This is a genomic window from Stutzerimonas stutzeri, assembly GCF_000219605.1.
Taxonomy (GTDB): domain Bacteria; phylum Pseudomonadota; class Gammaproteobacteria; order Pseudomonadales; family Pseudomonadaceae; genus Stutzerimonas; species Stutzerimonas stutzeri.
Genome location: NC_015740.1, coordinates 867,152 through 880,941 on the forward strand (window position 1 = coordinate 867,152; position 13,790 = coordinate 880,941).

Consider the following 13,790-nt stretch of genomic DNA (forward strand, 5'->3'; position numbering starts at 1 on the left):
ACCTCGAAAGTCAGGGCTGAAAGGCGTTAATCGCCGATTGGTAATGATCGAAGAGGACATTGCGGCGCAGGCGCCCGTTGACAGTGGCCAGGCCGTTGCTGGCGCTGAACGGCGCATCGGCACGCAGCCATTGGTGTACGCGGGCATAGTCGGGCAGGCTGGCGTTGACCCGCTCGACTGCCGTCTGCAGCTCGGCATCGCTGCAATCGCCGCGTCTGGGCACCAGCACGGCGGCGTTCTGTGCCAGTGCTTCGCCATGCAGCCAGGCCTGGGCGATGGGGGCCTGCTGCACCAACTCCGCCTCGACCCATTCCGGGTTGACGTTGCGCCCGTAGGCGGTGACGAACTGGTGCTTCTTGCGCCCGTGCAGGATCAGGAAGCCATCCTCGAAATGGCCTAGGTCGCCGGTGGCCAGCCACTCGCCGGTCAGCGGCGGTTCGCCGAGATAGCCGAGCATGTGCGGGCCGCGCACCAGTACCTCGCCATCGTCGGCCAAGCGCAGCTCGACGTGTGGCAGCGGCCGGCCGACCGTGCCGATGCGCCGCGCCTCGGGTGTGTTCAGGCAGACCACCGAGGCGCATTCGGACAAGCCGTAGCCCTCGAACACCGGTAGGCCGAGCCGCTCGGCGCGCTCCAACAGCTGCGGCGCGACGCGACCGCCACCGACCGCGATAAAGCGCAGCGAGGTCGGCATCGGCACGCCCTGCTCGGCGGCGCTGACCAGAGCCAGCAACAGCTGCGGCAGCAGGATCAGGCTGTGCGGCTGGCTCGCCTGCAGCGTGGCCACCAGACGTTGCAGCTCGAAGCCCGCCGCGCCGCTGAAGCCGATCTCCGCCAGCGGGCGCAATTCGATCCGTGCACCGGCCAGCAGCGGCGCATAGAGCCCGGCGATGTTCTCCAGCAGCGTCGCCAGTGGCAGCACGCACAGGTGCTGTCGCACGTCGCACGGCAGGCTGGCCTGCCGCAGGCTCTCGGCCACCGCCAGCTGCGCTTCGGCATCCAGACAGACGCCCTTGGGCTGGCCGGTGGTGCCGGAGGTGTAGGTGATCTTGCAGGTGCCGGCCGGCACCGGCGTAACTGTCTGCGGCTGGCGCAGCAGCAGGCCGGCTTCCGCCGGTTGGAAGCCGCAACGCTCGGCAAGCGCGCATGGCGTGCCGATCAGGCAGTCGATGCCGGCGTGGTTCAGTACATGCTCCTGCTGTGCCGGGGAAAAAAAGCCCGGCAGCGGCACGCAGATCAGCCCGGCGCGCAGCAGGGCCAGATCCCAAAGCGCCCACTCCAGGCCGTTGTCCAGCGCCAGGGCTACGCGCTGCACGCCGAGCTGTTGCAGCTGACTGGCACGTGCGGCCACCTCGTGGCGCAATTCGGCGTAGCTCATTTGGCGCGGCCCTTCGCCCAGGGCGATGCCGCTGTGCTGTTCCAGGACTGTCCAGAAGCGTTCAGTTGCAGGCTGCATGCGGCACCTCCGAGGCATCGAACAACGGTTGGTAGCCAAGTCGGGCGTAGATGCCCAGCTGCAGCAGGCGCTGGTGGCCGGGCAGGATCTCGCCGGCCATCAGCTGCGGGCGGCTGGCGTAGTAGCTGCCCCAGTCGGCCAGCTCCTCGCCCATCCGCGCCGGGTCGGCCGGGGCCAGCGCCAGTGGCTCCAGGGCCAGGCGCTGGAAGCTGTTGAGCAGGGCCGGCGTGCCGGTGAACACCACCCAGCGAAAGCCCTGGGCGACCAGCAGATCGGTCAGCGCGACGATCAGGAGCCGCGCCGAGGCGCTGCCGAAGGCCGCCAGGTTGCCGACCTCGACGATCTCCTCGCGCGGCACCGAGCGGCCGCTGCGGCGGGCAACGGCCAGCTCGATGGGTTCGTCCAGGTACCGTTCGAGAAACAGCGGGCGACGCTGCGCGCTGCGCAGGCCGACCGCGCCCTGCACCTCGCCGTTGTCGCCATGCAGGCCAAGCAGGCAGGGCATGAAGTGACGCACCCGGGCGCCGTAATGCTCGGCGAAGCGCTGGCGAATGAAGTCTTCAAGGGCCACGCGCCGCGGGTTCTTGCCGGCCTGTGTCAGTTGCAGGCAGAGCGAGGGCTCGCGGCCGATGCGGGCCAGTATGTCGGTGTGATCAACCCAGGGCAGTTCCATCGGGGAACCTCGTTTAGAAGCCTGGGCCGATTGTTGGTGGGCAAACTTAAGGCAGTCTTAAGTCGCCGAAGCCGTCAGAACGCTGACATTTTCTTCACATTCGCTGGGCTATGGTCGCGGCGCTCGGGGTCGAGCCACCGGTGCTCCAGCTGCGCCAGAGGCCCATCGAACGCTGGCCGGCCGACCACCGAAGCAGCTATCGCAAGCAGAGCGAGCCGCGAAGAGGAAGGCCAGCAGATGCAGATTCATCCATACCCCGCGCCACGCCCGGCCACAGGCTCGGGCTGCCATTACCGGCTGTTCGGCCTGCTCGCATTGCTGCTGATCGGCCTGGGCGCGAGCATCGCGCTGCATTGGAACGAGCGGCTGTATTTCCACCTGACCCATCAGTGGAACGTCAGCGCGCACGATCCGGCGCTGCGTTGGCTGCCGGGCTATCGGGTAGCCATCGACGCCCGACCGATCGAGGGCATCAGCCGCAACCTCTCGGCGATCACCTACGACAGCGATCTCGACCGGCTGCTTGGCGTGATCAATGGCGGGCCGACGGAAATCGTCGCGTTGAGCAAGCGCGGCGAGCTGCTCGAGCGCTACCCGCTGGAAGGCTTCGGCGATATCGAGGGGCTGACCTATATGGGTGGCGGCCGGGTTGCGGTGTCCGACGAGCGTGCCCAGCGGATCAGCATCTTCCAGCTGCCGACACTGGCGCGCAGCATCAATGTGTCCGAGGCCAGGTTCTTCTCCCTGGGCATCGGCCTCAACGGCAACAAGGGCTTCGAGGGGGTGACCTACGATGCCGTGGGCGACCGCCTGTTCATCGTCAAGGAGCGCGACCCGCGCCAGCTCTACGAGGTCCGGGGCGTCGCCGCCAGCCTCGACGGCCAGCTGCAACTGGCCGTTCACGATCGCAGTGACTGGATCGCCAGTCAGGTGTTCGCCACCGACCTCTCCGACATCCACTTCGATGCCGAGACCGGCCACCTGATTCTGCTCAGCGACGAGTCGCGGCTGGTGATGGAGCTCGGCGCCGACGGCCGCATGCTCAGCTACCGCAGCCTCAACGGCCTGTTCAGCGACCTCGGCCGCTCGGCACCGCAGCCTGAAGGCGTGACCCTGGACAATGACGGCACGCTGTACGTGGTCAGCGAGCCGAACCTGTTCTACAGCTTCCGCCGCGAGGAGGGTCAACCGGAATACCACGAGCCAGAGGAGCAGCAGGACGAGATAACGAAGCTGAGCATGACGGAGAAAAGGCATCGTATGATCCACGGCTGAGGACGAACGCGGCGCAGTCTGCGTTGACGTCCCTGAGCCCTTCGTCAAGAAGCCATGAAAAGATCGTCATAGCCGCGAACCGATATGCGCATCCTGGTCATTGAAGACAACCGTGACATCCTGGCCAACGTGCTCGACTACCTCGAGCTCAAGGGCTACCTGGTGGACTGTGCGCAGGACGGGCTGAGTGGCCTGCATCTGGCCGCGACCCAGGAATACGACCTCATCGTGCTGGACATCATGCTGCCCGGCATCGATGGCTATCAGGTGTGCAAGCGCCTGCGCGAAGACGCACGGCGCGACACGCCGATCATCATGCTCACCGCGCGCGACGCCCTGCCGGATCGCATCAAGGGATTGGAAGCCGGCGCCGACGACTATCTGATCAAGCCCTTCGCGCTGTCCGAACTGGTCGCCCGTATCGAGGCGGTGTTGCGTCGCAGCCAGGGTTCGCGGCGTCGCCAGCTGCAGGTCGGTGACCTGGTCTATGACCTCGATACCCTGGCCGTCAGCCGCGGCGGCGTGCCGATACGGCTCAACCCCATCGGCCACAAGCTGCTGGCCATCCTCATGCAGCGCAGCCCGGCGGTGGTGCGCCGCGAGGCGCTGGAGGAGGCGCTGTGGGGCGACAACGTACCGGACAGCGACAGCCTGCGCAGCCACATCCACCAGCTGCGCCAGGCACTGGACAAGCCCTTCGACCGGCCGCTGCTGCACACCGTGCACGGTGTGGGCTTCCGTCTGGCGGAGGATGGCGATGCTCACTAAGCAACCCTTCGCCCGCCGCATCGTCATCGCCTTCACGCTGATGACCCTGGTGGTCAGCGGCGTGTTCTCGCTGGGGATCGTCGCGGTGGTCTACTTCGTCGAGTCACAGCTGGTGACCGAGGAGCTGAGTCGCGAGCTGGATATCGTGCTGCACGAGGACCTGCCCAGCGGACGCCCACCGCGCCTCGACGCCCAGACACGCTTCTTCAGCACCGCGCTGCCGGACTATCCGCTGCCCGAAGGCTTCGCCACGCTGCCCGAGGGCTTCACCGAGGTGGTCCGCGGCGACGAGGCCTACTACGTCTACGTTCGCGATCTGGACGGCGAGCGTTACGTGCTGATGGAAGACCAGAACGAGTTCGAGGAGCGCGAGAACGCTCTGTTCAAGACAGTGCTCGCCGGCTTCCTGCTGAGCGTGCTGGGCGCCTGGCTGCTCGGCCGGCTGATGGCGCACAAGGTGATGGCCCCGGTCAGCCGGCTGGCCAATCAGGTACGCCACCGCGACCAGCTGCATCCGCTGGCACCGCCGCTGGCGCTGCAGTATGTGGATGACGAGGTGGGCCATCTGGCGGCTGCGTTCGACAGCACCCTCGGCCAGCTGCGCCAGACGCTGGAGCGCGAGCGGCTGTTCACCGCCGACGTCAGCCACGAGCTGCGCACGCCGCTGATGGTGGTGCTCGGCGCCTGCGAGCTGCTGCTCGCCGGCGACCTGCCCGAGCGCTCGCGGCGCCAGGCCGAGCGCATCCAGCGCGCGGCCGAGGAGATGCAGGCGCTGGTCGACACCTTCCTGTTGCTGGCGCGGGCCAGACCCGATCAGCAGGAGGTCTTCGGTGGCAGCGCCGGCCTGGCTGACGTGGCCCGCGAGCAGAGCGAGCGCTGGGGGCCACCGATGCGGGAAAAGGGACTGGCGTTCGAGGTGGTGCGCGAAGGCGATGACCAGCAGACCTACAACCACACGCTGCTCGGCACGGTGATGTCCAACCTGCTGCGCAACGCCTTGCACTACACCGAGCACGGGCAGGTGCGACTGGTGCTCGAGCACGGCGGCTTCCGCGTCGAAGACACCGGCGTGGGGATTCCGGTAGATCAGCAGGAGCGCATGTTCCAGCCCTTCGTGCGGGGCGCCGAGGGGCGCGGCGAAGGGCTCGGCCTGGGGCTGTCGCTGGTGCGGCGAATCTGTGCGCACCAGGGCTGGGCGGTCGAAGTGCATGGCCGCGAACCCTGCGGCAGCTGCTTTGCCGTCCGCCTGGCGTCTTGACGTTTTTTTCACATCTCTTTGACAACCCGTTGATGTCCGGCCGGTTAGTTTGGCGCTCCGTCTTCCCCCGGAGTGCCCGACATGCCGACATCGAGCCCCATCGAACTTGAGTTCTCGCGCAAGTACGACCGCCAGCACGCCTACGAATACCTGCACAAGCACCAGGACGGCCTCGCCCGGCGGCTGTCGCACTGGCGTGACGAGCAGATGGCGCGACGCGCGCTGAAAATCGCCGGCGAACCCGATCTGGTCCTCGATCTGCCCTGTGGTGCCGGGCGCTTCTGGCCGCTTTTGGCCGAGCACCCGAGCCGGATGATCTTCGCCGCGGACAATTCCGCCGACATGCTGGCCATCGCCGAGGCCGCGCAGCCGCTGGATGTGGTCAAGCGGGTGGAGACCTTCCAGACCTCGGCCTTCGCCATCGATATGGGCGACAACGCGGTGGACAGCATCTTCTGCATGCGCCTGCTGCATCACATCGCCGACCCGGCGCATCGCCTGGCGATGCTGCGCAAATTCCACCGCGTCACGCGCGACACGCTGATCGTCTCGCTGTGGGTGGACGGCAACTACAAGGCCTGGAAGCGCAGGCGCCTGGAGCGTCGGCGGCCGGCCAAGGACAACCAGAACCGCTTCGTGGTCGCCCGTTCGGTGATCGAGGCGGAGTTCGCCGAGGCCGGTTTCGACATCCTCGACCGCAGCGATTTCCTCCCGGGCTACGCCATGTGGCGGGTCTACGTCCTGCGCAAGCGGGGTTGAGCATGAGCCGAGCCTTCGTACTGCCGGCCCGCGAGGCGCGGACCAGCACCTTTCAGCGCTGGTGGGACATGCGTGGCGAGTGGGTCGAGGAGCCCAACCGGCGACGCGCCGGCGAAAGCGGTGTGCAGCGGATTCGCCCGCGCGATCTGCAGCAGCCGTTGCTCTACTGCAAGCGCCAGATCGGCCATCTGTACCGCTCGCCGCTGCATCCGTTCGGCCGGCCCACGGTGATGCGCGAGTGCCACGCGCTGCAGGCCCTGCGTGATCTCGGGGTGCGCGTGCCGGAGCTGATCTACTGCGGTACGCGGCAGCAGGCAGGGCAGTGGCAGGCCCTGCTGGTAACGGCCGAACTGCAGGGCTTCGTCAGCCTGGAGGACTGGTACGGCGAGGGCATGCCGGGCTACTACGGCAGCGTCGTGCAGGCACGCATGCTGGATGCGGTCGGCCGCACCCTCGGGCGTCTCCACCACGCGCGTTGGCAGCATGGTTGCTGTTACCCCAAGCACATTTTCCTCAGGGTCCATGGCCAAGACGATGGAGCGCAGGTCGAGGTGGCCCTGCTCGATCTGGAAAAGAGCCGGCGTCGGCTGCGCCGTCACGCCGCCGCCCGGCATGACCTGCGCCAGCTCAGGCGTCATTGCGTGGCCATGAGCGAACCGGACTGGCAACGGCTGCTGACCGCCCATGCCGGCTATCGCGAGGTGCGCTGCGATGTCGCCTGAATGCTCATCCGAAAGCGGCAGCACAGTGGCCGATGGCGCGGCGCTCAAGGGGCGCAGCGGCCTGATGCGGCTGTGGCTCGCCGGGGGCTATTCGCTGGCCGGCCTGCGGGCCGCCTACCGCGGTGAAGCGGCGTTCCGCCAGGTGGTGCTGCTCTGCCTGCTGCTGATACCGCTGGCATTCCTGCTCGAGGTCAGTCGGGTCGAGCGCGCCGTGCTGATCGCCGTGGTGCTGTTGGCGCCCATCGTCGAGCTGCTCAATTCGGCCATCGAGGCCACCGTCGACCGCATTTCGCTGGAGCTGCACCCGCTGTCCAAGCGCGCCAAGGACATGGGCAGCGCGGCGCAGCTGCTGACCATGCTGCTGATCGCGCTGATCTGGGCGGTGATCCTCCTCTGAATTTCTTCCATTTACCCAGGACTTTCCCATGACCGACGCAACCGCCCGCGCGCAGCCTGTCCAGCCCGGACTACGCCACCACCTGCTGTTCATGGCTGGCAGTGCGCTCGCACTGCTGACGCTGTTGGCCCTGCTGCGCCTGGCACTGCTGCTGTTCAACCGCGAGCTGCTTGGTGACGCCTCGCTGGCCACCCTGCTCGAAGGCTTCGGCAACGGCCTGCGTTTCGACCTGCGCGTGCTGGTCTATATCTTCGTGCCGCTGTCGTTGGCGGTGTTTAGCCCACGCGCAATGGCCGCGCGCAGGCTGCAGCGAATCTGGCTCACCGCCTGCGCCAGTCTGGCGATCCTGCTCGGCGTGATCGAGCTGAACTTCTATCAGGAGTTTCATCAGCGGCTGAATGCGCTGGTCTTCCAATACCTCGGCGAGGATCCGGCCACGGTGTTGAGCATGCTCTGGCACGGCTTTCCGGTGGTGACGTTGTTGAGCGTCTGGGGCGGGTTGACGCTGGTCTGGGCGCTGCTGCTCCGCTGGCTCGACGGTCGCTGCCGGCCGCGCGGCGCCAGCCAGATGCGCCGCTCGCCAGCTCGTCCGCCGCTGGCCTGGCACTGGCGTGGCGCCACGCTGCTGGTGCTGGTCCTGATCAGCGTGGTCGCCGCTCGCGGCACCCTGCGTCAGGGCCCGCCGCTACGCTGGGGCGATGCCTTCACCACCGACTCGGTGTTCATCAACCAGCTCGGCCTGAACCCGGCGCTGACCCTCTACGAGGCGGCGAAGAACCGCTATTCCGATCATCGCGACAACGCCTGGGAAGCCGTGCTGCCCGAGGACGAGGCCCTGGCGGTCACCCGCGAGCTGCTGTTGACCGGCAACGACCAGCTGGCCGACCCGGAGCTGGCCGCTGTGCGCCGCGACTACCGGGCGCCGGAGGCCGCTCGCTTGCCGGTGCGTAACGTGGTGGTCATCCTGATGGAGAGTTTCGCCGGGCGCTATGTCGGCGCGCTGGGCAGCCGCGACGGCATCACACCTCACTTCGACCGCCTGGCCGGTGAGGGCCTGCTGTTCGAGCGCTTCTTCGCCAACGGCACCCACACCCACCAGGGCATGTTCGCCAGCATGGCGTGCTTTCCCAATCTGCCGGGGTTCGAGTACCTGATGCAGTCACCGGAGGGCGGCAACCGCTTCTCCGGGCTGCCGCAGCTGCTCAGCGCCCGGGCGTTCAACGACGTCTACGTCTACAACGGCGATTTCGCCTGGGACAACCAGGCCGGCTTCTTCGGCAACCAGGGCATGACCCGTTTTGTCGGGCGCAACGACTACGTCGACCCGGTGGTGGCTGACCCGACCTGGGGCGTCTCCGACCAGGACATGTTCGACCGCGCCGTGCAGGAGCTCGGCGCGCTGGCACCGGACGAGCCCTTCTATGCACTGCTGCAGACGCTGTCCAACCACACACCCTATGCGCTGCCGGACCCGCTGCCGGTGCCGGCGGTCACCAGCCATGGCTCGCAGGATGCGCACCTGACCGCCATGCGCTATTCCGACTGGGCGCTGGGCCGCTTCTTCGAGCAGGCCAAGCGCCAGCCCTGGTACAAGGAGACCCTGTTCGTGGTGGTCGGCGACCATGGCTTCGGCGCGCCGGAACAGCTCACCGAGATGGATCTGTTCCGTTTCCACGTGCCGCTGCTGCTGATCGCCCCGGGCGTTACCGAGCAGTTCGGCAGCCGGCGCGAAGTGGTGGGTACCCAGGTCGACGTGGTGCCGACCATCATGGGCCGCCTCGGGGGCGAGGTGCGCCATCAGTGCTGGGGTCGCGACCTGCTGGCACTGGATGAACGTGACCCGGGCTTCGGCATCATCAAGCCCTCGGGCAGCGATCAGACCGTGGCGATGATCCGCGGCGAGCAGATCCTGGTACAGCCCAAGGACCTCGAGCCGCGCCTGTACCGCTATCGCCTCGGTGCCGATGCCAGCGCCCAGCGGATCGAGGATGCCGACAACGCGGCGTCGATGCTGCGCCAGCTGCAGGCCTATCTGCAGGTGGCCACCGGCAGCCTGCTGGCCAACACCGCGGGCGATCGTGAGCGGAAGGAGACGGCAACCGGAGAAACGCTGGCGCGCGCTGCCGCCGACGGTGAACCACCGATTGCGCCGAAGGGCCAGCGCGGCCCCCGCGAGGGCTGAGGGCTCAAGTGCGCCGAGCAGCAAGTGGTGTGCCGGGGCTGGCGAGTGCGCTGCTGCCTCAGCGGCGAACCAGCAGCACCCCGGCTTCCATGTGGTGGGTGTAGGGGAACTGATCGAACAGCGCGCAGCGCTCGATGCGATGGGTGTCGGCGAGCTGGGCGATGTTCTGCGCCAGGGTCTCCGGATTGCAGGAGATGTAGAGGATGCGCTCGAAGCGACGGGTCAGTTCGCAGGTGTCCGGGTCCATGCCGGCGCGTGGCGGGTCGACGAAGACGCTGCCGAAGTCGTAGCTCTTCAGGTCGATCCCGGCCAGGCGGCGGAACGGGCGCACCTCGTTCAGTGCCTGCGTCAGCTCCTCGGCGGAGAGCCGCACCAGCTCGATGTTGTCGATGCCGTTGTCTTCGATGTTGGCCAGCGCGGCGTTGACCGAGGTCTTGCTGATCTCGGTGGCCAGCACGCGGCGCACGCGGGTGGCCAGCGGCAGGGTGAAGTTGCCGTTGCCGCAGTACAGCTCCAGCAGGTCGTCATCGCGTTCGCCGAGCGCTTCGAAGGCCCAGTTCAGCATCTTCTGGCAGACCTCGCCGTTGGGCTGGGTGAAGGCGCCTTCCGGCTGGCGGTAGCGGAAGCGGCGGCCGGCGACCACCAGCTGTTCTTCCACGTAATCGCGGCCGATGACGATGCGCTTGCCCTTGGAACGGCCGACCAGGCTGACGCCGAGGTCGGCGGCAAGCTGCTCGGCTTCGGCCTGCCAGGCCTCGTCCAATGGGCGGTGGTAGGCGAGGGTGATCAGCGCATCGCCGCTCAGGGTGGTGAGAAATTCGACCTGGAACAGCTTGAAGCTGAGCACTTCCGACGCCTGCCAGGCGGCCTTCAGTTGCGGCATCAGCTCGTTGATGCGGCGGCTGGCGATAGGGAAGTCGTCGATCAGGATCGCCTTGTGCTTGTCGCCCTGCTCGAACATCGCGTAATGGCGCTGGCCGTCTTCGCGCCACAGGCGGAACTCGGCACGCAGGCGGTAATGCTCGCGGGGCGAGTCGAAGACCTCCGCTGCCGGTGCATCGAACGGTGCCAGCAGCTCCTCCAGCCGGGCGGCTTTTTCGGCGAGTTGGGCGGCGTAGGTGGCGGGGTCGAATTGCGGAGCGCTCATGAAGACTCTTGGAAAGGTAGGTAATCGTAGGGTGGATCGGGGTGCGCAGCTGGCGCTTCATCCATCCACCGTCGCCGGGTGAAAGGTGGATGAAAAGCGCCATCCACCCTACGGAGCGTCAGCCGGCGAACCAGCCCAGCTTGACCACGAACAGCGCCGAGAGAATCCACATCGCCGGGCTCAGCTCGCGCCAGCGGCCGGCCAGCAGCTTGATGGCGGTCCAGGCGATGAAGCCGAAGGCGATGCCGTTGGCGATGGAGAAGGTCAGCGGCATGGCCAGCGCGGCGATGGCCACCGGCGCGGCGACGGTGAGGTCGTCCCAGTCGATGCCGGCCAGGCTGCTCATCATCAGTACGGCGACAAACAGCAGCGCCGGGGCGGTGGCGTAGGCCGGCACGGCACCGGCCAGCGGGGCGAAGAACAGGCTGAGCAGGAACAGCAGGGCGACCACGCAGGCGGTCAGGCCGGTGCGGCCACCGGCAGCGGTACCGGCGGCGGATTCGATGTAGCTGGTGGTGGTCGAGGTACCCAGCGCCGCGCCGGCCATGGTGGCGGTGCTGTCGGCGAGCAGGGCGCGGCCCAGGCGCGGCATCTTGCCGTCCTTGTCCAGCAGCTCGGCTTTTTGCGCCACGCCGATCAGGGTGCCGGAAGTGTCGAACAGGTCGACGAAGAGGAAGGCGAAGATCACGCTGATCAGGCCGATATCCAGCGCACCCATGATGTCCAGCTGCATGAAAGTCGGCGCCAGCGACGGCGGCATCGACACCACGCCGTTGAGCTGCGATAGACCCAGCGCGATCGATAGCACGGTTACTAAGATGATTCCAATCATCACTGCACCGGTCACCCGGAGATAGGCGAGCGCAACAATGATGAAAAAGCCAAGGCATGCCAGCAACGGGCCGCCGGCGCTCACGTCTCCAAGCGTTAGCATCGTAGCTGGGTGGGAAACAACGATCCCTGACTTCTGAAGAGCGATGATCGCCAGAAACAGGCCGATACCGGCGGCAATGCCGGCGCGCAGGGCCAGCGGAATGCTGTGGATGATCCATTCACGGATCTTGAAGATCGACAGGCCGAAGAAGATCAGGCCGGAGAGGAACACTGCACCCAGCGCGGTCTGCCAGGTGTAACCCATGGTCAGCACCACGGTGTAGGTGAAGAAGGCGTTCAGGCCCATGCCCGGTGCCAGCGCGATCGGGTAGTTGGCGACCAGACCCATGATCGCCGAGCCGATGGCTGCTGCCAGGCAGGTGGCGACGAACACCGCGCCGTGGTCCATGCCGGTCTCGGCGAGGATGCTCGGGTTGACGAAGAGGATGTAGGCCATTGTCAGGAAGGTGGTGATGCCGGCCAGGATCTCGGTGCGCAGCGTGGTGTTGTGCGCCTTGAGTTGAAACAGCTTTTCCAGCATGGTCGATCCTCTTGTGCCGGTTAAGTGTGGGGCCGTCGCCTCTGGCGGGCGGCTGGCCTGTCGTCGCAAAAGCCGGGCATCTTACACCGGCCGGCAGCGCGGTTGAATTTCCATTGAGCAGGTGAACGCCATGAGCAAACGTGTCCTGATTCCGATCGCCGACGGTTCCGAAGACCTGGAGGTCGTCACCCTGATCGACGTGCTGCGCCGTGCCGAGTTCGACGTGGTGGTGGCCAGCGCCGAGGAACGGCGCATGCTGACCTGTGCGCGCGGGACCCGGATCACTGCCGACACCATGCTGCTCGACGTGCTGGCGCAGGACTTCGACCTCATCGTGCTGCCCGGCGGCATGCCCGGCGCGAAGACCCTCGGCGAGCTGGAGCCACTGGCCGAGCGCGTACGCCAGCAGGCCCGCGCCGGACTGGACTACGCGGCGATCTGCGCCGCGCCGGCGGTGGCGCTGCACCCCTACGGTGTGCTAAAGGGCCGCCAGGTGACCTGCTACCCAGGCATGAGCGACAACCTCACCGGCACGCATTTCCTCGACCAGCCGGTGGTGGTGGACGGCAACTGCATCACCAGCCAGGGCCCGGCGACCGCCCTGGAGTTCGCCCTGACCCTGGTGGAGCGACTGGCCGGACGGGGCAAGCGGCGCGAGGTGGCCGACGCCATGCTGGTGCCGGCGACGAACTAACCACGCAGCCCATCGGTCACTGCTTGCATGCCGGCCAGCCGGTGCAAACGGTGAATTCGAGGAGAACGATGGACAGTGTCGATCTGGCAGTGCTGCGGCGTGCCCGCGACTGGTTGCGTGACGGTCACGCGGTGGTGCTCTACACGGTGATCGAAACCTGGGGCAGCGCGCCGCGCCCGGTGGGCTCGCTGCTGGCGCTGCGCGGCGACGGCCGTGTCGAGGGCTCGGTGTCCGGTGGGTGCGTCGAGGACGACCTGCTCGCCCGGGTCATGGCCGATGAGCCACCGTCGACCTGCCAGCTGATCACCTATGGCGTGAGCAAGGAGGAATCCGCGCGTTTCGGCCTGCCCTGCGGCGGCACCCTGCGCCTGCTGCAGGAGCCATTGCGCGATGCCGGCTGGATCGACGAGCTGCTGTCGCGCTGTGCCGCACACGAGCGGCTGCTGCGCCGGCTGGACATGGCCAGCGGCGCGGTCGTCCTGCAGCCCGCCGGGCGTGAGGCTGTGCTGCAGTTCGACGGGCATACCCTGCGCGCGCCATTCGGTCCGGCCTGGCGCCTGCTGATGATCGGCGCCGGGCAGCTGTCGCGCTATGTCGCCGACCTGGCTCACGGCCTCGGCTTCGAGGTGCTGATCTGTGACCCACGCGAAGGCTATGCCCACGACTGGAATCCGGCCGCCGTGCGCTTCGTGCCCGGCATGCCGGACGACGCCGTGCTGGCCATCGAGCCGGATGCGCACACCGCCATCGTCGCGCTGACCCACGACCCGCGGCTGGACGACATGGCGCTGCTCACCGCGCTGCAGTCCGAAGCCTTCTACGTCGGCGCCCTGGGCTCGCGGGTCAATAGCGAGAAGCGCAAGGCGCGCCTGCTCTCGCTGGGTCTTGGCGAGCGCCAGGTGCAGCGCCTGCACGGCCCCATCGGGCTGCCCATCGGCAGCCGCACGCCGGCGGAAATTGCCCTGTCGCTGATGGCCGAGGTGGTGGCGCTGAAGAATGGCGCCCTGGCGCCGAGCCTGTCGGCGCAGCAGCGCTGTGCCTGAGC

Annotated in this window: 13 protein-coding genes; 9 read left to right on the forward strand and 4 right to left on the reverse strand. The window is 67.4% G+C overall.

The features are described from left to right. Nucleotides 1-10: 10 nt before the first annotated feature. Nucleotides 11-1,456: an AMP-binding protein gene (locus tag PSTAB_RS04055; protein ID WP_013981811.1), complete on the reverse strand. Its 1,446-nt coding sequence runs from the start codon at nucleotides 1,454-1,456 to the stop codon at nucleotides 11-13. Further along, nucleotides 1,440-2,129 carry a thermostable hemolysin gene (locus PSTAB_RS04060; RefSeq protein WP_013981812.1) on the reverse strand — a complete coding sequence of 230 codons (690 nt, stop codon included), beginning with the start codon at nucleotides 2,127-2,129 and terminating at the stop codon, nucleotides 1,440-1,442. Before PSTAB_RS04060 ends, PSTAB_RS04055 begins: the two co-directional genes overlap by 17 nt. A 237-nt stretch (nucleotides 2,130-2,366) precedes the next feature. Between PSTAB_RS04060 and PSTAB_RS04065 the strand changes: the two genes are divergently transcribed. The 7 genes from PSTAB_RS04065 to PSTAB_RS04095 all read left to right on the forward strand — a co-directional run bounded on the left by PSTAB_RS04065 (nucleotide 2,367) and on the right by PSTAB_RS04095 (nucleotide 9,490). Then, a complete protein-coding gene (locus tag PSTAB_RS04065; RefSeq protein WP_013981814.1) occupies nucleotides 2,367-3,404 on the forward strand; it encodes an SdiA-regulated domain-containing protein in 1,038 nt (345 codons plus the stop codon). A gap of 84 nt (nucleotides 3,405-3,488) precedes the next feature. Next, complete coding sequence (locus PSTAB_RS04070) at nucleotides 3,489-4,172, forward strand: response regulator transcription factor (protein WP_013981815.1); 684 nt, start codon at nucleotides 3,489-3,491, stop codon at nucleotides 4,170-4,172. Then, nucleotides 4,162-5,430 (forward strand): sensor histidine kinase, encoded by a 1,269-nt coding sequence (locus PSTAB_RS04075; protein ID WP_013981816.1) that lies wholly within the window; start codon nucleotides 4,162-4,164, stop codon nucleotides 5,428-5,430. The genes PSTAB_RS04070 and PSTAB_RS04075 overlap by 11 nt, the downstream gene beginning before the upstream one ends. Before the next feature lie 81 nt (nucleotides 5,431-5,511). After that, the gene (locus tag PSTAB_RS04080; RefSeq protein WP_013981817.1) at nucleotides 5,512-6,189 is read left to right on the forward strand and encodes a class I SAM-dependent methyltransferase; all 678 of its coding nucleotides are present in this window, start codon (nucleotides 5,512-5,514) and stop codon (nucleotides 6,187-6,189) included. A gap of 2 nt (nucleotides 6,190-6,191) precedes the next feature. Next, entirely contained in the window at nucleotides 6,192-6,911 is a 720-nt protein-coding gene (locus tag PSTAB_RS04085; protein ID WP_013981818.1) for a lipopolysaccharide kinase InaA family protein, read from the forward strand. After that, the gene (locus PSTAB_RS04090; RefSeq protein ID WP_013981819.1) at nucleotides 6,901-7,308 is read left to right on the forward strand and encodes a diacylglycerol kinase; all 408 of its coding nucleotides are present in this window, start codon (nucleotides 6,901-6,903) and stop codon (nucleotides 7,306-7,308) included. Before PSTAB_RS04085 ends, PSTAB_RS04090 begins: the two co-directional genes overlap by 11 nt. Before the next feature lie 28 nt (nucleotides 7,309-7,336). After that, complete coding sequence (locus PSTAB_RS04095; protein WP_013981820.1) at nucleotides 7,337-9,490, forward strand: LTA synthase family protein; 2,154 nt, start codon at nucleotides 7,337-7,339, stop codon at nucleotides 9,488-9,490. 58 nt (nucleotides 9,491-9,548) lie between these two features. On the opposite strand, the gene trmA is transcribed toward PSTAB_RS04095, so the two are convergent. Continuing rightward, a complete protein-coding gene (gene trmA, locus PSTAB_RS04100; protein ID WP_013981821.1) occupies nucleotides 9,549-10,637 on the reverse strand; it encodes a tRNA (uridine(54)-C5)-methyltransferase TrmA in 1,089 nt (362 codons plus the stop codon). Nucleotides 10,638-10,755: 118 nt separating this feature from the next. Further along, on the reverse strand, nucleotides 10,756-12,051 hold the full coding sequence (locus tag PSTAB_RS04105; RefSeq protein ID WP_013981822.1) for an NCS2 family permease: 1,296 nt from the start codon (nucleotides 12,049-12,051) through the stop codon (nucleotides 10,756-10,758). 130 nt (nucleotides 12,052-12,181) lie between these two features. Between PSTAB_RS04105 and PSTAB_RS04110 the strand changes: the two genes are divergently transcribed. Together PSTAB_RS04110 and PSTAB_RS04115 are read left to right on the forward strand one after the other, a co-directional pair. Continuing rightward, a complete protein-coding gene (locus tag PSTAB_RS04110) occupies nucleotides 12,182-12,745 on the forward strand; it encodes a DJ-1 family glyoxalase III (RefSeq protein WP_013981823.1) in 564 nt (187 codons plus the stop codon). Between the two features lie 68 nt (nucleotides 12,746-12,813). Further along, complete coding sequence (locus PSTAB_RS04115) at nucleotides 12,814-13,788, forward strand: XdhC family protein (RefSeq protein ID WP_011912112.1); 975 nt, start codon at nucleotides 12,814-12,816, stop codon at nucleotides 13,786-13,788. Nucleotides 13,789-13,790 lie beyond the last annotated feature (2 nt).

Coding starts and splice junctions, on each gene's coding strand:
- PSTAB_RS04085 (WP_013981818.1), top strand. CDS start 6,192: ATGAGCCGAGCCTTCGTACTGCCGGCCCGCGAGGCGCGGACCAGCACC.
- PSTAB_RS04080 (WP_013981817.1), top strand. CDS start 5,512: ATGCCGACATCGAGCCCCATCGAACTTGAGTTCTCGCGCAAGTACGAC.
- PSTAB_RS04110 (WP_013981823.1), top strand. CDS start 12,182: ATGAGCAAACGTGTCCTGATTCCGATCGCCGACGGTTCCGAAGACCTG.
- PSTAB_RS04090 (WP_013981819.1), top strand. CDS start 6,901: ATGTCGCCTGAATGCTCATCCGAAAGCGGCAGCACAGTGGCCGATGGC.
- PSTAB_RS04115 (WP_011912112.1), top strand. CDS start 12,814: ATGGACAGTGTCGATCTGGCAGTGCTGCGGCGTGCCCGCGACTGGTTG.
- PSTAB_RS04065 (WP_013981814.1), top strand. CDS start 2,367: ATGCAGATTCATCCATACCCCGCGCCACGCCCGGCCACAGGCTCGGGC.
- PSTAB_RS04105 (WP_013981822.1), bottom strand. CDS start 12,051: ATGCTGGAAAAGCTGTTTCAACTCAAGGCGCACAACACCACGCTGCGC.
- PSTAB_RS04055 (WP_013981811.1), bottom strand. CDS start 1,456: ATGCAGCCTGCAACTGAACGCTTCTGGACAGTCCTGGAACAGCACAGC.
- trmA (WP_013981821.1), bottom strand. CDS start 10,637: ATGAGCGCTCCGCAATTCGACCCCGCCACCTACGCCGCCCAACTCGCC.
- PSTAB_RS04095 (WP_013981820.1), top strand. CDS start 7,337: ATGACCGACGCAACCGCCCGCGCGCAGCCTGTCCAGCCCGGACTACGC.
- PSTAB_RS04060 (WP_013981812.1), bottom strand. CDS start 2,129: ATGGAACTGCCCTGGGTTGATCACACCGACATACTGGCCCGCATCGGC.
- PSTAB_RS04070 (WP_013981815.1), top strand. CDS start 3,489: ATGCGCATCCTGGTCATTGAAGACAACCGTGACATCCTGGCCAACGTG.
- PSTAB_RS04075 (WP_013981816.1), top strand. CDS start 4,162: ATGCTCACTAAGCAACCCTTCGCCCGCCGCATCGTCATCGCCTTCACG.